The following is a 19,536-nucleotide window of genomic DNA, read 5'->3' on the forward strand; positions in this document are numbered from 1 at the left end:
CCATGCCCGTCGCCCTCGCGCTCTCACCCCATCTCGACGATGCCGCCTTCTCTTGCGGCGGAACCTTGGCGACCTTGGCCGAAGCCGGGTGGCAGGTGGTGATGGCGACGATCTTCACCGGCACCGTCCCCGACCCCAAGGGCTTTGCCCTCGCCTGCCAGACCGACAAGGGCTTGGGGCCGGAGATCGACTACATGGCCCTCCGGCGGGAGGAGGACCGGCGGGCGGCCGAAGCGCTTGGTATCGCGCCGCCCCTGCACCTGCCGTTCCGGGAAGCACCGCATCGCGGCTACGGCTCGGCACGGGAGCTGTTCGCGGATCCTCGCGGCGACGACGAGATCGTCGATAACCTCGGCGATGCGGTCTCTCGCCTCGTCGCCGACGTCTCTCCCGATTTCGTCCTCGCCCCGCAGGCAGTCGGCGGCCATGTCGATCATGTCCAGCTGGTCCGTGCCATATGCCAGGCGCGATGGAGCGTCCCGATCCTGTGGTGGCGCGACTTTCCCTACACCGTTCGCGACGCCGCGCCGAAGGAGCCGTTCAAGAGCGATTTCCATGCGTTGCCGGAGCGCGCGTGTCGCTATTCCGCCACGGCCGAGGCGCGGAAGGGCGCTTCCTGCTCGGCCTATGCGACGCAACTCGGGTTCCAGTTCGGTGGAGTGGAAGGGTTGATGGAGCGTCTCACGGTCGAGGCGCGGACCGAGCGGTTCCGCCTTACCGGTACGTTGTCCGCCGGTGCCGCCGCGCTGTTCGAGGTCCATGGCGCCCGAGCCTGACGCGGTCCGTCCCAAAAGCCTCGCCGATCCGGAGCAAGTCGCCCTCCGTCGCGCATGCCGAGATGCGGCGCATGTCGCTCCGTTGCGCGCGCTGGCGCGACGGATCTCGGCGGAGCAGGCGGCGGAGGTGCCGGACGCGGATCCACGGGATGGCGGGATCGGGGCGCGGATTCTCCTGCTGCTAGAGACGCCGAGCTCGAGCATCGGCCGCACCGGCTTCGTCTCGCGCGACAACCCCACCGGTACCGCCGCCAACCTGTTCCGCTTCATGGCGGAGGCGGGTATTGCACGGCGCGACAGTCTCATCTGGAACGCCGTTCCCTGGATCATCCACGCGCCCGGCGCCCCCAATCGAGCGCCGGGGAAAGCCGAGATCGCGTCCGCCGCTACATATCTGGCGCCGCTCATCGATCTGCTTCCGTCCCTCGCCGTCGTGGTGCTGGCCGGGCGCGTGGCCGGCCTGTCGCGCGAACCGCTCTCACGGCTCCGGCCGGGGATACCGATTCTCGCCATTCCGCATCCGAGCCCAACCTTCGTCTGCACCTCGCCCCTGGTGGCGCAACGGATCGTCGAGGGTCTCGGCCAGGCCGCCGCGATGCTGCTGCCAGATCGTCCGTCACCAGCGGAAGGGCCGAGGTGACTGGCCATCCGGACACAAAGACCCTAAATGCCGGAGCACGGGCCGCGGTCCGGCAAAAGCTCGGTCCCAATCCACGCCGCCGTCTAGGTTGGGCGGGAAGGCCGGCGGAGGCGGACGCCGACGACATGAACTTTGCGGGAGACCATCATCGGCAGGCCGACGTGAAGCCGGCCGCCGTCGTGACGACGGCCGAGGCCGAGGAATGCGCTTCGCCCTCTCCAAAGCGATCCTACAGAAACCGCTACGCCTGGCTCGGCACCGCTGCCAGCATCGTCATCTTCGCGGTGTCACTCGGCGTGCTGTGGAAGCTGTCGCAGCAGGTCACCTGGGCCGAACTCCATACGGCGTTGACGGCGGCCACCGGCGAACAGCTCGGCTTCGCCTTTCTGTTCGTCGGGGTGAGCTATCTCTTCCTCACCTGCTACGACGCCCTTGCCCTGAGACAACTCAAGATCAAGGTTCCCTACAGTACGACGGCTCTGGCCTCGTTCACCAGCTATGCGGTCAGCTTCACCCTGGGCTTCCCACTCCTGACGGCGGGGACGATCCGCTACTGGATCTACTCGAAGAAGGGCTTGAGCGCGGCCAAGATCGCGGCGCTCACTGTCATTGCGGGCTTTACCTTCTGGCTCGGCATGGGCGTCGTCCTCGGGCTCAGCCTCGTGGTTGAGGCGGGGCAACTGGCGGCACTCACCTTCACCAGCATACGTCTCAACCAGGGCGTGGGCTTTGCGGCCTTGCTCATGGTGTTCGGCTATCTGGGCTGGGTCTCGCTCAAGCGCCGCCACGTCAAGGTCAAGGGCTGGTCCCTGGAACTGCCCGGCGCCACGGTGTCCATGAGCCAGATGGTGGTGGGCATCGGCGATGTCTGCGCTGCGGCGGCGACGCTCTATGTCCTACTTCCGGCCGGTTCGACCATCGGGTTCACCACCTTCGTCGGTGTCTACGTGCTGGCGGCCATGCTTGGCATCGCCTCCAACGCACCCGGTGGGCTCGGAGTGTTCGAGGCGACGATCCTGCTCGCCCTGTCGAGCCTTCCGCGGGACCAGGTTCTCGGCTCTCTGCTGCTGTTCCGAGTCTGCTATTACCTCGTCCCGTTCGTGGTCGCCCTGGTGATGCTCGGACTCTACGAGATCGTCCGGCGCCTGCGCGGAACATCGCCTTCCGCGTCCAGCAACTCCTGAGCAATGTTTCCGGTCGTGGAACGGTGAACGATGGCCCCTGGCGCGCGAAGATCGGCCTGGATCGGCGCAGGCATCGCCGCCACGATCACGGTCGTTGCCTCGAGCATGAGAGGCGACCTCGATCCCGCCGTCGTCGCGGCGGGTGTGGTGGCGGTCATTGCGGGTGGCCTCGTCGGCAGCCTGAGCCGGCCAAGGAGGGTGGCCCCGACCGAGGTCGCTGCCCGTACGCGCCATTCCATCGCCGAGGCCCTTCTGGCCAACATCCCCGATCCAGTGATCCTCGTGGATCGGCGTAGCGTGGTGATCGAAGTCAATCCGGCCGCGCGCATGCTCCTGCCGGCCCTCAAGCTCAAGCACCCGCTCTCCTTTGCCCTGCGGGCGCCGGACGTGCTCGACGGAATCGAGGAGGTGCTCCGCACCGGTGCCCCGCTGAAGACCCTCTATACTACGCGCGTGCCGACCGAACGGGCGTTCGAGGTCCAAATCGGCGCATTGCCCATGCCGGACGGCCCGGGGGGCGGACAGCCCAACGTCGTCCTGTTCCTGCGCGATCTCACGGCCGCGCGTCGCCTGGAGGCGATGCGGGTCGATTTCGTCGCCAATGCCAGCCATGAGCTTCGCACGCCGCTCGCCTCCCTCCTTGGCTTCATCGAGACCCTGCAGGGGCCGGCCAAGGCGGATGCACCGGCCCGGGAAAAGTTCCTCGGCATCATGAAGACTCAGGCCCAGCGCATGACGCGCCTCATCGACGACCTGCTGTCGCTCTCGCGCATCGAATTGCGCGAGCACGTGCCGCCGACGCAGGTCGTCGATCTCGGCCAGATCGCGCGACAGATGGTGGACATGCAGGGGCCGCTTGCCCGAGAGCGCGGCGTGAGCGTGACCCTCGACGCGCCGGATCCCGCTTATCACGTGCTTGGCGAACGCGATGAACTCGCTCGCGTGGTCGAGAACCTCGTGGAGAATGCGGTGAAGTATGGGGGCGGTAACGTCGTCGTTGGCCTCGAACGGACCTTTCGTCCAGCGTCGGGAAAGCCGCAGATCGCGCTCAGCGTGCGGGACGATGGACCGGGTATAGCACCCGAGCACATCCCCCGACTGACGGAGAGGTTCTACCGGGTCGATGTGGCTTCGAGCCGCCAGAAGGGCGGGACCGGCCTCGGCCTCGCCATCGTCAAGCACATCGTCAACCGCCACCGCGGCAAGCTCGTCATCGAGAGCGAGCCGGATCGGGGCACCACTGTCCGCGCGCTGCTGCCAGAGCAGTCATCGGCCGCGGTAGCGTCCACCATCGGCTGATCCGAGTCGGTCAGTTCCGGCTGGTGCCGAGGCGCTTGTACTGGGCTTCGATGATCGTCTTCAGCACGGGCAGGAACGGGGAGGGGCTCAAGCGCTGGTCGACCGCATGGTCGAGCATGCTCAGGGCCGCCACCTGCTTCGCCGGACCGGGAAACGTCGCGAGATAGGTCTCGATGCAGGCACTGGCCTCGGCCTCACCCGCCGGGATGTCGGAGGAGATCAGCGCGCTCAAGGTTCGCATGCAGGTGTCGAGAGGCTGTATCATCGCCTTCCTATGACGCGGAAACGCCCCGGACGCCATGCGTACGCAACGCCATGAGCCATGCGTCGCAGCCTTGACCTTCCCACGATGGGAAGCCCCACATAGGGCCGTATGGATACCGTGATCGCTTCCCCCAAGCAGCGCCCCGGCACGGGACGTCGTCTCGACCTTCCGGTCGTCGGCATGAGCTGCGCGTCCTGCGTCGGCCGGGTCGAGCGCGCCCTCGCCGCGCTCCCCGGCGCATCGGACGTCGCCGTTAATCTCGCCACCGGCCGGGCCAGCCTGATTCTGGACGGTGACCCGGCGAGCGTCGTCGCTGCCATTGGTAAGGCCGGCTACGAGGTGCCCGAGGCCGTCACCGAGTTGTCGGTCGGCGGATTGTCCTGCGCGTCCTGCGTCGGCCGCGTGGAGCGCGCGCTTCTCGCGCTGGACGGGATAAGGGGGGCCGATGTGAACCTTGCCACCGGGCGGGCCACATTGCGCCATGCCGAAGGAGCGGTCGACGTCGCGGATCTCGTCGAGGCCGTGACGGCCGCCGGCTACGAAGCCTCTCCCATTGATGAGGGAAGCGTCGGTGTGCCGGAGGACCGGCACGAGCGCGAGGCGGCGGCGCTCCAACGCGACGCCATCATCGCCGCCACCCTGTCGGCCCCGATCGTCGTCCTCGACATGGGGGGGCACCTGGTCCCTGGCTTCGGCGAGGCCATCCACGCCCATCTCGGCACGGCGGCCGGCCTGTTTCAGGCCTTCCTCGCCACCCTCGTCTTCGCATGGCCCGGACGGCGCTTCTTCCGGCAGGGCATCCCGGCCCTGCTGAAAGGGCATCCGGACATGAACGCCCTCGTCGCCCTCGGCGCCGGGGCCGCGTACTCGTATTCCCTGGTCTCGGTCCTCACGCCGTGGATCCTGCCGCCGGGGACGGCCCATCTCTATTTCGAAGCCGCTGTTCTCATCGTCACACTGATCCTCCTCGGCCGCACCCTGGAGGCTCGGGCCAAGGGCCGTACCGGCGCGGCCATCGCGCACCTCGTCGGGCTGGCGCCGACGACCGCCCGCATCATCCGGGACGGGCGCGAAAGCGACATTCCCCTGGCGTCCCTTCGGCGCGGCGACATCGTCCGTGTCCGTCCCGGCGAGCGCATCGCCGCCGATGGCGTGGTCGTCGCGGGGGGCAGCTTTGTCGACGAGAGCATGGTCACCGGCGAACCTTTGCCCGTGCGGAAGCGCGAGGGTGACCGCACGGTCGGCGGTACGCTGAACACCCATGGCGGCTTCGATCTTCGCGTGGACACGATCGGCGCCGGAACGGTGCTGGCGCAGATCGTGGCCATGGTCCAGGCGGCGCAGGGCGCCAAGCTGCCGATCCAGGCCCTGATAGACCGGGTGACCGGTTGGTTCGTGCCGGCCGTCATCGCCGCATCCCTGACGACTTTCGTCGGATGGCTCGCCTTCGGTCCGAGCCCCGCCCTCGGTCTCGCCCTCGTCAACGCGATCGCCGTCCTCATTATCGCCTGCCCCTGTGCCATGGGACTTGCGACGCCGACCTCGATCATGGTCGGCACGGGCCGCGCGGCGGAACTCGGCGTGCTCTTCCGCAACGGCGCCGCCTTACAGGCCCTGCGCGACGCCAAGGTCGTGGCATTCGACAAGACCGGAACCCTCACCGAGGGCAGGCCCGCCCTCACCGACCTCGTCACGGCAGAGGGATTCGAGCCCGATAGGGTGCTGCTTCTCGCGGCCTCGCTGGAAGCGCGGTCCGAACATCCCATCGCGCGCAGCTTCGTCGAGGCGGCCGGGGAACGGGGCCTTTCCCTGCTTGCCGTCGACCGGTTCGAGGCCGTGCCGGGCCACGGCGTCGAGGGGAGTGTCGGCGGGCGGGCGATCATCGTCGGCGCACGGCGCCATCTGGAGGGGCACGGCATCGCCGTGGCCGATCTCGCCGAGGCGGCATCCCGACTGGAGGGGGAGGGAAAGAGCCCCCTCTACATCGCCATCGAGGGTCGCCTTGCCGCCCTCGTGGCTGTGTCGGATCCGATCAAGACGGATGCGGCCGAGGCGGTCTCGGCCCTGAAGGCGCGGGGCCTCGTGGTCGCCATGGTCACGGGCGATGCGAGGGGAGCGGCATCCGGGGTGGCCGCCCGCCTCGGGATCACCGAGATCGTCGCCGAAGTGCTTCCCGGCGGCAAGGTCGAGGCCGTTCGCGACTTGCGCGCCCGCTTCGGCCCGGTCGCCTTCGTCGGAGACGGCATCAACGATGCGCCGGCCCTCGCGGAGGCGGAGATCGGCCTCGCCATCGGGACGGGTACGGACATCGCCGTGGAGAGCGCCGACGTGGTGCTCATGGCGAAGACACTGTCCGGCATCGTCTCCGCCATCGGACTGTCGCGCGCGGTGATGCGCAACATCACGCAGAACCTGTTCTGGGCCTTCGCCTATAACGTCGCGCTGATCCCGGTGGCGGCAGGCCTGCTCCACGCGTTCGGCGGCCCGTCCCTCTCACCGGTCCTGGCCGCGGGCGCCATGGCGCTGTCCAGCGTGTTCGTCCTCGCCAATGCCCTCCGACTGCGGAATGCGGGTAGCCGGGTGGGAGGCCCGGGATGAGCGGCGCCGTCACCATTGGCGGGGCGGCGAAGGCCACCGGCGTCTCGGCCAAGATGATTCGGTACTACGAGGAGACCGGCCTGCTGCCGCCGGCCGACAGGACGGCGTCCGGCTACCGGCTCTATGGCGAGGAAGATCTCCACACCCTCCGCTTCGTGCGCCGCTCCCGCGATCTCGGCTTCTCCGTGGAGGATATCGCCGGCCTGCTCGCCCTCTGGCAGGATCGCCGACGCGCCAGCGCCCAGGTAAAGGCCCTGGCCCTGCACCACGTGGCGGACTTGCGTCGCCGCATCGCCGAATTGGAAGCCATGGCGCGAACTTTGGCGTCGCTGGCGGACCATTGCAGCGGCGATTCCCGGCCGGATTGCCCCATCCTCGACGATCTCGCAGCAGGGCATGCACCGTTTCCACCACGGCCGCGTAGGTCAAAGCCGCCCTCCCGCTAGCACCCGGCTCACGTTCTGCACATGAACCAGCGGCCGCGTCGTTTGAAACGGATCTAAATGGCCTCGCCTTTGCTGGGATGCGCTATGCTCGGCGGCCTCGACTTGAGACGAGTCAAGACGCGCAAGAGACGTGAACCATGCCTATCGTCGACCGGATCGCAGCCCTGGCGGATGAGATCACCGCATGGCGGCGCGACCTCCACGCCCATCCGGAGTTGCAATACGACGTTCATCGCACAGCCGGCTTCGTCGCCGACAAGCTACGGGACTTCGGCTGCGACGAGGTCGCGACGGGGATCGGCCGGACTGGCGTCGTCGGCGTCATTCGCGGGCGCTCGCACGGTTCGAACCGCGCCATCGGGCTGCGCGCCGACATGGACGCGCTGCCGATCCAGGAGGTGCGTGACCTCGCCTATCGTTCCACCGTGCCGGGTCGGATGCATGCCTGCGGCCACGATGGCCATACTGCGATGCTGCTCGGCGCCGCCAAGTACCTCGCCGAGACGCGCGATTTCGACGGCACGGCGGTGATGATCTTCCAGCCTGCCGAAGAAGGAGGCGGCGGCGGCGAGGCGATGGTCCGTGACGGGATGATGGAGCGGTTCGGCATCGAGACCGTCTACGGCCTGCACAACATTCCCGGATTGGCACTCGGCCGCTTCGCCATCCGCCCCGGCCCGATCATGGCCTCCACCGACCGCTTCACCATCACGATCGAAGGGCGCGGCGGTCACGCGGCGCAGCCGCATCTCGCCATCGACAGCGTGCTGGTGGCGAGCCACATCGTCGTCGCGCTGCAATCGGTGGTGGCGCGCTCCGTCAACCCGCTCGAGAGCGGTGTCGTGTCGGTCTGCGCCCTCGAGGCCGGAGACGCCTTCAACGTCCTGCCCCAGCAGGTGACCATGCGGGGCACCATGCGTGCCCTCTCGAAGGCGGTGCGCGCCACCATGCAGGAGCGCATCGGCGCCATCGTCACGAACACGGCCGCCGCCTATGGAGCCAGTGCCCGCGTGGATTACAGCGGCGGATATCCGGTGACGGAGAACCACCCGGCCGAGGCGGAGTTCATCGCCGACGTGGCGGCGGGAATCGTCGGGGACACCCATGTGGAGCGGGATGTGGCGCCGATGATGGCGGCGGAGGATTTCTCCTACATGCTGGCCCACCGGCCCGGCGCCTATATCTTCATGGGCAACGGGGACAGTGCGGGGCTTCACCATCCTCACTACGATTTCAACGATGCCGCCATCCCCTTCGGGGCCTCACTCTGGGCGAGGGTGATCGAGACGGCGCTGGCGGCTCCCTGACAGTCACTCCGATCGCACTCCGGGGACTGCCATGCCCTTCACGGATCAGGTCGCCGGGCAGGTCACGCCACCGGGCAGGATGATCGGCTTTCCGTTCGTCGCGCGGATGGGCCACGTCACTTCCTTCTCGAACGAGAAGGAAGTCAGCGCCGGGAAGATATCGAAGATCGGCCTATACTCGATCGTCATCTTGGCGATGACGTAGCGCGCCTTGTCGACCGCCTCCGAGGGCGGCGGCACCCCGAGATCCGTGGAAGCCGCGTATTTCTGGGCGTTGGACGCCGTGCTGGAGCAGACCTTGGCTTTGAACGAACCGTCCTTCTGCTGGTAGACGCCCGCTGACGTCAGGATGATCTTCGCCGCGGTGGCGTCGTATGGCGCCATCATGCTGCGACCCGTGGTGTAGACGCCGTCCACCTCCTGAGCGGTCAGGGACGTGCGTGAGATCAGATCGGCCATCGAGCGCGCGGCGCGGTTGGCATGTTGCCCGGTCGTGTAGGCACGGGGCAATTCGATCGTTCCCATGAACAGAAGGATCATTACCGGCGCGACGAGGGCGAATTCCACGGCGGACACACCCGACCGCTCGGTGACGAATCGCCGACAATGGAGGATCGCCCGCATCAATTCGCCTGACATTTTCCCTGTGCGTATGGCTCCGCGCGAAACACGACCATCGACCGGATCATCTGCTCGTTGTTCGGAAGCGGCGGCAAAGTGAGTTTCGACGTCGGAAAGTAACGGGGGATCGCAGCCATCGCGCAGATCGTGACGATGTCATCGCCGTTGGGACACTGGAATTTCGTGCCGAAACCGGTGGAGATCGACTGGCTCGTGCTGTCGTAGGGTGAGCACGTGACGGGCGTGTCGCCGGGTTCCGACGTGGTGACCTCCAGTTTGATCTTGTCCGGGTTGCACGTGAACAGCGTGGCGTCCTTGCACATCTCCTGGATGAGGCGGGTCGCTGGATCGCTGCCGGTGGAGCCCTGTTGAAACGTGCCGGTGAAGACGGCCCGCGCGGCCCGATCGAGGGCGTTGTCGAAGGAGACCTGGGCGACCATGAACATGAAGCCCTCCAGCATCGCGCCGAGCAGCACGAAGAAGGGGAGGCTGATGAGCCCGAACTCGACGGCCGTCGCACCGCTTCGGTCGCCTGAGAGATCCTGCAGCGCGCACTTGAGCCGGCGTGAGCGTCCTACGACCTTCATCGTGAGATCCGCATTTCGCTCATCTGCGCTCCGATCGCCTTGAAGGCATCGGTGAGCGTCGCGGAGTTCTGAACGTCATAGAACTTGTCGGTACTGGTGGCGCAGTTGCGCAGGATGTCACTGGTCCCCTCGGTCACCTCGACGCGAACCGTGAAGATGGTGATGCCGGCATTCTTCATGTTGGAGCAGAGCGTCGACAGGCGGGCATTCATGGCGTTCGTACGGGTGGTTGTATTCGTCGACGTGGTCCCGATCCGGTTCTGCCAGATGAAGCCGAGGCCGGAATAGATCGACGCGTTCGCAGACGATCCGACATAGGAAGTATTCTGGCCGTCCGTCATCAGGACGACGAACTTTCGCGTCTTGTCATCGTCGTAGGGCACCCCCTCGGCGAAGGGCGCGTTCGGAGACAGAAGGTGCCACCCCCAGACCAGTCCCATGGCGATATTCGTGTCGCCGACGACGGTCATCGCATTGATCGCGTTCGTGAGCGTGGATTGCGACGTGGTGAGACGCGTAATGGGCTGGAGTTCGCAACCGGAATTGGGCCCGTAGAGGTAGGGTATGGTGGTGCTGATCCGGCCCTTCTGTAAGATAACGTTCTTTGAATATTTCGCGATCTGGCCCTGTCGTGTGCGGTAGTCTGTCACCGACGACGTGGTTGGATAGTCCAGCATGTAGTCATTGACGGCGTTGTTGTCCTTGTCGGATTCGTCAGGCGCGAAGTAGGGCACGAACAGGGTATTGGGAGTTGCGATCGACGGCGGCGTGTCCTGAACATCGTAGGGTGACGGGCGACTCTCGACGCACCCGCCCCATGCGACCCCCATCTGGCTGAACAGGGTCAGGCGGTTCGCCGGCGAAACGAAGATCTCCGAATGATAGGAGGCCTTCGCATCCTTATCGAGCCATGGCTGGGTCGCATTCCCGGGCCCGACATTCACGGTCATCGAGAACGGGACGATTCCGATCTTCAGGGCGTTGGGCTTGCTGGGGTCGGCTTCCTTGAACAGCGTCGTAACGAGGTCATTGGCGGCAGATTTCAGGTTGGTAATCTTCGTGCCGCTCATCGATCCGGTGTTGTCGAGGACGAGGGCGATCTCCAGATTGCCCGATCCGCGTGTACCCGCGGCCGTGACGGAGACCGGAAAAGTATCGTAGCCGGCGATCTTGGACACGCTGGTCGGGCTTTTGCCGACCACCGTGACGGTGATCGTATTCTCCACGCGCGTGGCGGTAACTATGGTGCCGGCGTCCACGAGCTTGGGGGCGGCAGCCCTGATCTGCTTGTCCGCCTTCGCCTGGAGGTCGGCATTCGTGGTGGAGACCGGCAACTTCAGCAGGGAGATCACGGTGGAATCCGCGGCATCCTGGAGGCCCTGCTGGGCCATCGAGTTCACGCCGTAATCGATCACCAGCCCCGACAGCATCAACAGGGGAATCGAGAGCAGGGCGAACAGCAGAGCGATGGCGCCATCGGTCTCCTTGCGGAAGCGACCGAGCAGATTGATTACCGGCTGTCTGATGCGCGTCGTCATGCCCGAAGGCGTAAGGCGAACCTTCTAATGGACTACTAAATCCCGCCGGCCCTTCGCGGTCGGCGGGAGGCAAGTTCCGATGAGCGTCAACAACTCGTGAGTCAAACGCAGGATAGTGAAGGTCTTCTTACCATCCTACGTCGACGGATTGTTACCGGTGCTCATCGTTGGTGGTCCGCTCAACCCTGGCGTGCTGTCCCGCCGAGGTGGAATACGCGATGCGGAACCAACTCGCCGCGCTCGACGTCGCCGACGGCCACGAGGATACCGCCGCACGTGGCAAAAGCCTTGCCCTCCGTGGGGGCGTCTTGCCCACGGAGAAGAACCGGCTGGCCCCGCATCAGTCGAAGCGCCATGTCGCGCGAGACGGCGACGGAGACGACCGCGTCGAGGGCCGTCTCGACGGGTCGGAGATTGGCGGAATTGCCATCGGGGCCGCCCTCTTCAAGGGTCGCGACGAGGCACGATTCGGCCTCCGCGAACGGACCGACGCGGGTGCGGCGGAGCGCTGAGACGTGTCCGTAGCAGCCCAGCACGCGGCCGAGATCGCGGGCGATGGCACGCACATAGGTACCCTTGCCGCATTCGGCCGAAATGACGGTGCGATCGGGCGTATGTTCCACTACGGCGAGGTGATCGATCTGGACCGGGCGCGCGACGAGCTCAACCACCTCGCCGTCACGGGCGAGATCGTAGGCCCGTTCACCGGCGATCTTGATCGCCGAATAGCGCGGTGGCACCTGCTCGATGGCGCCGATGAAGGCGGGGAGCGCAGCCTCCACGAGGGCGCGGTCCGGCCGGGAGTCGCTGGTGGCGACAGGGCGTCCTTCCGCATCGTCGGTATCCGTCTCGATGCCCCAGGTCACGGTGAAGATGTAGGCCTTGCGGCCATCCATGACGAAGGGAACGGTCTTGGTCGCTTCGCCGAGGGCGATCGGCAGAATGCCGGAGGCCAGCGGATCGAGCGTGCCGGCATGGCCCGCCTTCTTCGCGTTGAAGGCTCGCTTCACCACGGCGACAGCATGGGTCGAGGTCATGCCGACGCTCTTGTCGAGGATCACCCAGCCGTTCACGTCGCGGCGCTTGGGCCGATCCGAGCCTTGACCCCGTTGCGGGCGGCGGCCCTGGGAGGGTCGTTCCTCGCCGGGATGGTGGGGAGGCGTGGAGGCGACGTCGGAATGCTCGATCGTCGGATCGTTGATCATGATGTCCTCGTCGACGGCGAGATGGAAGCAACGGCTTCTGCAGCCGGGACATCCTTGTCTACGCCAGGGTTAGTTCGTGATGGGATGTAACGCGGGACTGGGATCACTTGGATCCAGTCGGTGTCACCGCGACGGTCAATTCTGAGCGTCACCGTCTCGATCGTCCGAATCCCGAGGCTGCGATTCGAGATCGCGCCGAACCTTCTCGGTCCTCAGGAGGGCGTCGATCCGATCCGCCTCGTCGAACGTCTCGTCACGGAGGAAGCGCAGATCGGGCGCGAATTTCAGGTTCACGCGCCGGGCGACTTCTTGGCGCAACGCCTTCTTGTTGCGCTCCAGAGCCGCGATAACCGGTTTCTCGTCGAGCCCGCCGAGCGGCATGATGTAGGCCGTGGCGATCTTGAGATCGGGTGACATCCGTACTTCCGGCACGGTGATGACGTGTGAGCCGAGGACGGGATCCTGGATATCACCGCGCTGAAGCACCTCGGCGATGGCGTGACGGATGAGCTCCGCCACGCGCTGCTGGCGCTGTGAGGGGCCGCTGGGATTGGGTTTCTGAGCCATGGTCGTTTGGTCTCGGATCCGGGATCGCCTGGAGGTGAGCGCGACCCGCCTGCGGGGGCGCATCGAAATGCCGGCCCGCTTCAAAACAAAACGGCGGCTGCAGCGCGCGCTGCAGCCGCCGGGTTCGTCTGGCCGCGTCGCTGCTAGAGCGTGCGGCGGATCTCCTCGACCCGGTAGCACTCGATCGTATCGCCGGCACGCATGTCCTGGAAGTTCTCGAAGGACATACCGCACTCGTAACCCGAACCGACTTCCTTGGCGTCGTCCTTGAGGCGCTTCAGCTGAGACAGCTTGCCCTCGTGGATCACCACGCTGTCGCGGATCAGGCGGACATGGGCACCGCGCTGAACGACACCGTCGGTGACGCGGCAACCGGCGATCTTGCCGACCTTCGACACGTCGAAGATCTGCAGGATCTGCGCTTCGCCGAGGCGCTCCTCGCGCAGCGTCGGCGGGAGCATACCCGACAGGGTCGCTTTGATGTCATCCACGAGGTCGTAGATGATGTTGTAGTAGCGGATCTCGACGCCCTTGTTCTCGGCCGATTCGCGCGCTTCCTTGTGGGCGCGCACGTTGAAGCCGATGACGACGGCCTTGGAAGCCTCCGCCAGGGTCACGTCCGACTCGGTGATGCCGCCAACACCCGCGAGCAGGATTCGTGCCGACACCTCGTCGTTGCCGAGCTTTTCCAGCGCGCCGATGATGGCTTCCACCGAACCCTGCACATCGCCCTTGACGACGAGGGCGAGTTCCTTGCGGCCCAGCCCTTCCTTCAGGTCCCGCATCATGTCGACAAGCGAGCGGTTCGCTCCGCCGGTCCGTGCGGCGATGCGCTCACGCTTCTGACGGGCGCGGTACTCGGTGACCTCACGGGCACGGGCTTCGTTCGGCACCACGGCCACGCGGTCACCCGCGTCCGGAGTACCATTGAAGCCAAGCACCTCCACCGGCACTGATGGGCCGGCATAGGGGATGCTCTCGCCCTTGTCGTCGATGAGGGCGCGCACGCGGCCCCACTCGGCGCCGGCGACCACGATGTCCCCGGTGAAGAGCGTTCCGCGCTGTACGAGCACCGTGGCGACGGGGCCGCGACCGCGATCGAGCTTCGCCTCGATGACCGTGCCCTCGCCGTCGCGGGCCTCGTTGGCGCGCAGGTTCAGGATCTCGGCCTGGAGTTGCAGACCTTCGAGGAGGTCCGGCAGACCGTCGCCGGTCTTGGCGGAGACTTCGAATTCCAGGGTCTCACCACCCATCGATTCGACCTGGATGTCGTGCTGCAACAGCTCGGTACGGACCCGCTGTGGGTTCGCTTCGGGCTTGTCGATCTTGTTGATCGCCACGATGAGCGGCACGCCGGCCGCCTTCGCGTGGCTGATCGCTTCCACCGTCTGGGGCATGACGCCGTCATCGGCCGCCACAACGAGCACCACGATGTCCGTCACCTTGGCGCCACGTGCGCGCATGGAGGTGAAGGCCGCGTGACCTGGCGTGTCGATGAAGGTGACCATGTCACCCGACGGCGAGGCCACCTGATAGGCGCCGATATGCTGCGTGATGCCGCCGGCCTCGCCGGACACCACGGCCGTCTTGCGGATGGCATCGAGGAGCGAGGTCTTGCCGTGGTCGACGTGGCCCATGATGGTCACGACGGGCGGACGCGGATCAAGATCCTCCTCGAGGTCCGGCTCGTCGTTGAACAGGCCTTCCTCGACGTCGGACTCGGCGACGCGGCGAACGGTGTGACCGAGCTCTTCGGCGATGAGCTGCGCGGAATCCGAATCGATCACATCGGTGATCTTATGGATCTCCCCCTGCTTCATGAGCAGGCGAATCACGTCTACGGCCCGCTCCGACATGCGGTTCGCGAGTTCCTGGATGGTGATCGTCTCGGGGATCGTCACCTCGCGGGAGAGCTTTTCCTTCTGCTCCACCTGCCTGTTGCCGCTCATGCGCTGCTGGCGGCGGCGGAACGAGGCGACGGAACGCGTGCGCTCGTCCTCGCCCGACGTGGCGGTGGCGATGGTGAGACGCCCACGATTGCGGTCGCCGCCCGGCTGCTTCGGGGTCTTGGGCGGCGTAATGATCTTGAGCGGCATGCCGGGGCGGCGGATCACGCGCTTCTGCTCGCTCTCCTCCTCGGCGGCCTGGGGCCGTCCAGGCACGCGGGCGGCAGGAGCCCCCGCACCGGCCGGACGGGCGGCCGTGGCGGCGGTCGGGGCCGCCTCGGGCTCGGGCGCCGGAGCGGGCTTCGCCATGAAGTTCAGATCGCGCGGTTTGCGCACGTCGGCGGTGATGGTCTTGCGCGGCTCGGCCGGTGTCGGACGGGCCGTGAGCGGCTGACGTACCGCAGGGGCTGCCGGACGTGCCGGAACCGCAGCCTGCGGGGCGGGAGCAGGTGCAGCCGGAGCGGGCTTCGGAGCAGACGATATCGGAGCCGAAACGGGCGCCATCGGCACCGTCTTGGAGACGGGCCTCGGCGGTGTCGCCGCAACCGGGGCCGCAGCGGAGGGGGCTGCCGCGGCGGCCTCCTTCGCGGCGGCGTCGGCGGCGCGAGCCGCCTCGCGAGCGGCTTCTTCCTCGGCACGCAGGCGGGCCTGCTCCTCGGCGCGAAGGCGTTCTTCTTCCTGGCGACGACGCTCCTCGGCCTCGCGCTGGCGGACTTCCTCCGCCTCGCGAGCACGCTGGGCAGCTGCCTCTTCCTCGACCTTACGGCGAGCTTCCTGCTCGCGGCGCTGGGCGTCGGCGAGAGCGGCGGCTCGCGCATCACGCTCCTGCTCGCTTAACGTCCGCAGCACGACGCCGCCGGCCGCCCGCTGGGCGGGACGCGGCGCCGCAGGGGCGGGAGGCGCCACGCGCGACGCCGGGGCGACCGGTTGCGTTTCGCGCACGGGAGCGGCCGGTGCCGCCCCGATGACGCGTCGCTTCACGGTCTCGACCACGACCTGCTTCGAGCGGCCATGGGAGAAGCTCTGACGCACAGTTCCCTGCTCGATCGGGCGCTTCAAGGACAGCGGCTTCGAGGGGGGTCGTGCCTGCGTCTTGTCGCCCGGATTATTCGTATCGCTCATTCAGTCCAAACCCTGAGGGTTTCCATCGTCCCGTGAACCGGCAAACTGCTGTGCGCCGGGTAAATCCGTCTCGTCGTCGTCCTGCAGAGTCGAAGCGGTCTGCCCTGTTCGGGCGTAACCGGCCTCCTCGGCCGTCGTGGGCTTGCCCTCGAAAGAGCGTAGCCGACGCCAACGCGCAAGGCAGCCGGTGCTTCCGACTCCTGCGACAAGCGCCGCATGTATCACATGATCCCGACCCAAGGCCACGTCCAATTCTTCATTGGACAAATCATCGATGACCGGGATACGGGATATGGCATCGCCATGCCTCCGGTGCAATGCCGCAGCGATCTTCCGCCTGCCGTCCGCACTGCCATCGGAGGCCTGGATCACGGCGGCGACCCCGGCCTTGTCGCCGATCGCGGATTCGACCTTGGCGAAGCCTGCCACGAGGCAACCCGCCTTATTGGCCAGCGACAGGGATTGGCGCAGGTCCTCGCGCAGGATCGCAGCGATTCGGTCGCCGAGATCCGCCGGTGCCGCAGCATCCTTGGTCTTGAAGGCACGCTGGAACAGCCGCTTCTTCAACGCCGCCTCGACGGTGACGCGATCGGCGGTGAGCCAGGCGCCGCGCCCCGGCAGTTTCCCTTTCAGGTCGGTGACCACCTCGCCGTCCGGCGACAGGACAAATCGAATCATCCCATCCGGACTTTGCGGGACCCGGCTGACGAGGCATGTGCGCATTGCATTGCGCCGGCCGCGCCCGAGACCGGCATCGAGCAACGTGCTCGGCTCCGGATCGGCGGCATCGTCCGCGACTTCTGCGTATTCGCCCGTCATGCGGCGGTCGGATCCCTGTTGATCGTCGCACGGACCGCAAGAATTCGCGGACCCATCGCCTCGCACTCCGTGGTCAGACCGCCTCGGGCTCTCCATCGGTGGTCGCGATCTCATCCGCCTCGACCGGCGCCTCGATCCAGCCGGCCTTGACGCGGGCGGCCATGATCATGGCTTCCGCCTCTGCCCGGGAGATCTCGAACCCATCGAGATAGCCCGCGTGCTTGGTGGCCTCGGGGCCGCGTCCCTCGGTGTAGCCCACGAGATCGTCCGTGGCGCAGCCCGCGAGATCTTCGACCGACTTCACGTCGTTCTCGCCGAGGGCCACCAGCATCGGTGTGGTTACGCCATCGATCTCACGAAGTTCGTCGGCGACGCCGAGTTCCTGGCGCTTGGCATCGAACTCCGACTCGACGCGGGCGAGGTGATCCTGGGCGCGGGCCTGGATCTCGGTACCGCTCTCCTCGTCGAGGCCCTGGATGTTGGCGAGCTCGCCCGGCTCGACATAGGCGATTTCCTCGACGTTGCGGAACCCTTCCGCGGCGAGCAGCTGACCGACGGTCTCGTCGACGTCGAGGGCAGCCATGAACACGGCGGTCCGCTCGGCGAATTCCTTCTGGCGCCGCTCGGACTCCTCGGCCTCCGTGAGGATGTCGATGTCCCAGCCCGTGAGCTGCGAGGCGAGGCGCACATTCTGACCGCGACGGCCGATCGCCAGCGAGAGCTGGTCGTCGGGAACCACCACCTCGATACGGTCGGCCTCTTCATCGAGGACCACCTTGACCACTTCGGCCGGCTGGAGCGCGTTGACGATGAAGGTCGCCTGGTCTTCCGACCACGGGATGATGTCGACTTTCTCGCCCTGCAACTCGCCGACCACCGCCTGGACGCGGGAGCCGCGCATGCCGACGCAGGCGCCGACGGGATCGATGGAGCCGTCCCGCGAGATCACGGCGATCTTGGCACGCGAGCCCGGATCGCGGGCCACCGCCTTCACCTCGACGATGCCGTCATAGATTTCCGGAACTTCCTGGCCGAACAGCTTGGCCATGAATTGCGGATGCGAGCGCGACAGGAAGATCTGCGGGCCGCGCACTTCCCGGCGCACGTCGAACAGGTAGGAGCGGATGCGGTCGCCGGGGCGGAAGGTCTCGCGCGGGATCATCTCGTCGCGGCGGACGATGCCCTCGCCGCGTCCCAGATCAACGATGACGTTGCCGTACTCGACGCGCTTGACCAGACCGTTGACGATCTCGCCGATGCGGTCCTTGTACTCATCGAACTGACGGTCGCGCTCGGCGTCGCGCACTTTCTGGACGATGACCTGCTTGGCCGACTGGGCGGCGACGCGGCCGAAATCGAAGGGCGGCAGCGTGTCGGAGATCACGTCGCCGACGAGAGCGCCGGGATTGTAGCGGCGTGCCTGGTCGAGAGTGACCTCGCGGGCGTCGTTCTCCACCTCGTCCACCACCACGAGGTGGCGGGACAGGCGGAGCGCACCGGTCTTCGGGTCGATCTCGGCATGGACGTCCGTCTCCGCGCCATAGCGCGAGCGGGCGGCCTTTGCGATGGCCTCCTCCATGGCGTCGATGACGATGGAGCGGTCGATCACCTTCTCACGGGCGACCGCTTCGGCGATCTGCAGGAGCTCGAGCCTGTTGGCGCTGACGACAGCCATCGGATTTCGTCCTTCTCTTCGTCGTATGTTCGTCTCGGAAAACCCGGCACGCCAAGAGGCGCCCGCCGAGGTTCCGGATGGATGCTCTAGTGAAGCTTGCCGTCTTCCTTGACCCGCACCGCCTTGGTGCGGACAGGCTTGGCCTTGTTGGCCCGGCTCGCCTCGGTCTCGGTCTTTTCAGGCTTGGGCTTGGCCGAAGCCTTGGGCTTCAGCGGTCGCTCGACCTTCTTCTTCAGAGGGGCAGGGGGCGCGATCTCGGCCTCGGCGTCCTCCTCGATCTCGTCTTCGTCGTCCAGCATCGGCGGCGGCCCGCCGCCGCGGCGCAGCGACTCGCGCACGAGATCGTCGGTGAGGACGAGGTATGCGTCGCCGAGATCGCGAAGGGGCAGGTCAATGCGGCTCGGCAGGCCTTCCTTCACATCGGGAAGATCGATCGGCACGGTGAGGCCATCCGCGTTCGGGGTTCGGATGATCCCGCGAAAACGCTTGCGGCCGTCGAGGGGTATCGCCAACTCGATCTTGGCCTCGTAGCCGGCCCAACGTTCGAAATCGACGGCCCGCACCAGCGGCCGGTCGATGCCGGGGGAGGAGATCTCCAAATAGTAGGCCTTGCCCACCGGGTCATCGAGATCGAGGAGGGGCGAGATCGCCCGGCTCACGGTCTCGCAATCGTCCACCGTCATGGTGCCGTCAGGCCGTTCGGCCATGATCTGCACGGTACAGCCGTTGGCGCTCGACACCCGCACCCGAACCACGCGATAGCCGAGGCCCTCGATCGAAGCCTCGATGACCTGCACGACCCGCGCGGCGACGCCGGTCTCGGTGATCAGACGTTTTTCGGAAGTGTCCGCCATGCTGCGCTGTACGTCCGGCCTTGCGTGAGGCGATCCGGTGCGAGAGGCATTGCGGCAATAAAAAAGAGCGGACCCGGTGGGGCCCAC

17 protein-coding genes are annotated in these 19,536 nt (G+C 66.7%); 7 read left to right on the forward strand and 10 right to left on the reverse strand.

What is annotated here, in order from left to right; genetic code table 11:
- Positions 1 to 2 precede the first annotated feature (2 nt).
- The 4 genes from MKK51_RS09105 to MKK51_RS09120 all read left to right on the forward strand — a co-directional run bounded on the left by MKK51_RS09105 (position 3) and on the right by MKK51_RS09120 (position 3,899).
- A complete protein-coding gene (locus MKK51_RS09105) occupies positions 3 to 776 on the forward strand; it encodes a PIG-L deacetylase family protein (protein ID WP_243976518.1) in 774 nt (257 codons plus the stop codon).
- A complete protein-coding gene (locus MKK51_RS09110; RefSeq protein WP_243976519.1) occupies positions 760 to 1,416 on the forward strand; it encodes a uracil-DNA glycosylase in 657 nt (218 codons plus the stop codon). Before MKK51_RS09105 ends, MKK51_RS09110 begins: the two co-directional genes overlap by 17 nt.
- A gap of 125 nt (positions 1,417 to 1,541) precedes the next feature.
- Entirely contained in the window at positions 1,542 to 2,600 is a 1,059-nt protein-coding gene (locus MKK51_RS09115; protein ID WP_243976520.1) for a lysylphosphatidylglycerol synthase domain-containing protein, read from the forward strand.
- Between the two features lie 30 nt (positions 2,601 to 2,630).
- Entirely contained in the window at positions 2,631 to 3,899 is a 1,269-nt protein-coding gene (locus tag MKK51_RS09120; protein ID WP_243976521.1) for an ATP-binding protein, read from the forward strand.
- 10 nt (positions 3,900 to 3,909) lie between these two features.
- On the opposite strand, the gene MKK51_RS09125 is transcribed toward MKK51_RS09120, so the two are convergent.
- The gene (locus MKK51_RS09125; protein ID WP_243976523.1) at positions 3,910 to 4,164 is read right to left on the reverse strand and encodes a hypothetical protein; all 255 of its coding nucleotides are present in this window, start codon (positions 4,162 to 4,164) and stop codon (positions 3,910 to 3,912) included.
- Positions 4,165 to 4,272: 108 nt separating this feature from the next.
- Here MKK51_RS09125 and MKK51_RS09130 point away from each other — a divergent pair, with 108 nt between their 5' ends.
- The 3 genes from MKK51_RS09130 (at position 4,273) to MKK51_RS09140 (ending at position 8,515) form a co-directional block, all read left to right on the forward strand.
- Positions 4,273 to 6,762, forward strand: coding sequence for a heavy metal translocating P-type ATPase (locus tag MKK51_RS09130; RefSeq protein WP_243976525.1), 2,490 nt, complete (start codon positions 4,273 to 4,275; stop codon positions 6,760 to 6,762).
- The gene (cueR, locus tag MKK51_RS09135) at positions 6,759 to 7,208 is read left to right on the forward strand and encodes a Cu(I)-responsive transcriptional regulator (protein ID WP_243976528.1); all 450 of its coding nucleotides are present in this window, start codon (positions 6,759 to 6,761) and stop codon (positions 7,206 to 7,208) included. The genes MKK51_RS09130 and cueR overlap by 4 nt, the downstream gene beginning before the upstream one ends.
- Before the next feature lie 137 nt (positions 7,209 to 7,345).
- Entirely contained in the window at positions 7,346 to 8,515 is a 1,170-nt protein-coding gene (locus MKK51_RS09140) for a M20 aminoacylase family protein (protein ID WP_243976529.1), read from the forward strand.
- A 45-nt stretch (positions 8,516 to 8,560) separates the two neighbouring features.
- Here the strand turns inward: MKK51_RS09140 and MKK51_RS09145 are convergent, their stop codons facing one another.
- The 9 genes from MKK51_RS09145 to rimP all read right to left on the reverse strand — a co-directional run bounded on the left by MKK51_RS09145 (position 8,561) and on the right by rimP (position 19,449).
- Entirely contained in the window at positions 8,561 to 9,139 is a 579-nt protein-coding gene (locus MKK51_RS09145) for a TadE/TadG family type IV pilus assembly protein (protein WP_243976532.1), read from the reverse strand.
- Complete coding sequence (locus MKK51_RS09150) at positions 9,139 to 9,723, reverse strand: TadE/TadG family type IV pilus assembly protein (protein ID WP_243976533.1); 585 nt, start codon at positions 9,721 to 9,723, stop codon at positions 9,139 to 9,141. The genes MKK51_RS09145 and MKK51_RS09150 overlap by 1 nt, the downstream gene beginning before the upstream one ends.
- Positions 9,720 to 11,261 carry a TadE/TadG family type IV pilus assembly protein gene (locus MKK51_RS09155; protein WP_243976535.1) on the reverse strand — a complete coding sequence of 514 codons (1,542 nt, stop codon included), beginning with the start codon at positions 11,259 to 11,261 and terminating at the stop codon, positions 9,720 to 9,722. Before MKK51_RS09155 ends, MKK51_RS09150 begins: the two co-directional genes overlap by 4 nt.
- Before the next feature lie 179 nt (positions 11,262 to 11,440).
- Positions 11,441 to 12,466 carry a tRNA pseudouridine(55) synthase TruB gene (gene truB, locus MKK51_RS09160; RefSeq protein ID WP_243976537.1) on the reverse strand — a complete coding sequence of 342 codons (1,026 nt, stop codon included), beginning with the start codon at positions 12,464 to 12,466 and terminating at the stop codon, positions 11,441 to 11,443.
- A gap of 135 nt (positions 12,467 to 12,601) precedes the next feature.
- Positions 12,602 to 13,033, reverse strand: a complete 432-nt coding sequence (rbfA, locus tag MKK51_RS09165; RefSeq protein ID WP_243976540.1) for a 30S ribosome-binding factor RbfA — start codon at positions 13,031 to 13,033, stop codon at positions 12,602 to 12,604.
- 143 nt (positions 13,034 to 13,176) lie between these two features.
- Positions 13,177 to 16,101 (reverse strand): translation initiation factor IF-2, encoded by a 2,925-nt coding sequence (infB, locus tag MKK51_RS09170; protein WP_243976541.1) that lies wholly within the window; start codon positions 16,099 to 16,101, stop codon positions 13,177 to 13,179.
- Positions 16,102 to 16,920: an RNA-binding protein gene (locus MKK51_RS09175; protein ID WP_243976543.1), complete on the reverse strand. Its 819-nt coding sequence runs from the start codon at positions 16,918 to 16,920 to the stop codon at positions 16,102 to 16,104.
- A 73-nt stretch (positions 16,921 to 16,993) separates the two neighbouring features.
- Positions 16,994 to 18,595, reverse strand: coding sequence for a transcription termination factor NusA (gene nusA, locus MKK51_RS09180; protein WP_243976544.1), 1,602 nt, complete (start codon positions 18,593 to 18,595; stop codon positions 16,994 to 16,996).
- A gap of 86 nt (positions 18,596 to 18,681) precedes the next feature.
- Positions 18,682 to 19,449, reverse strand: a complete 768-nt coding sequence (gene rimP, locus MKK51_RS09185) for a ribosome maturation factor RimP (protein ID WP_243976545.1) — start codon at positions 19,447 to 19,449, stop codon at positions 18,682 to 18,684.
- Positions 19,450 to 19,536 lie beyond the last annotated feature (87 nt).

It is taken from the genome of Methylobacterium sp. E-045, from assembly GCF_022829685.1.
In the GTDB taxonomy this organism is placed as follows: domain Bacteria; phylum Pseudomonadota; class Alphaproteobacteria; order Rhizobiales; family Beijerinckiaceae; genus Methylobacterium.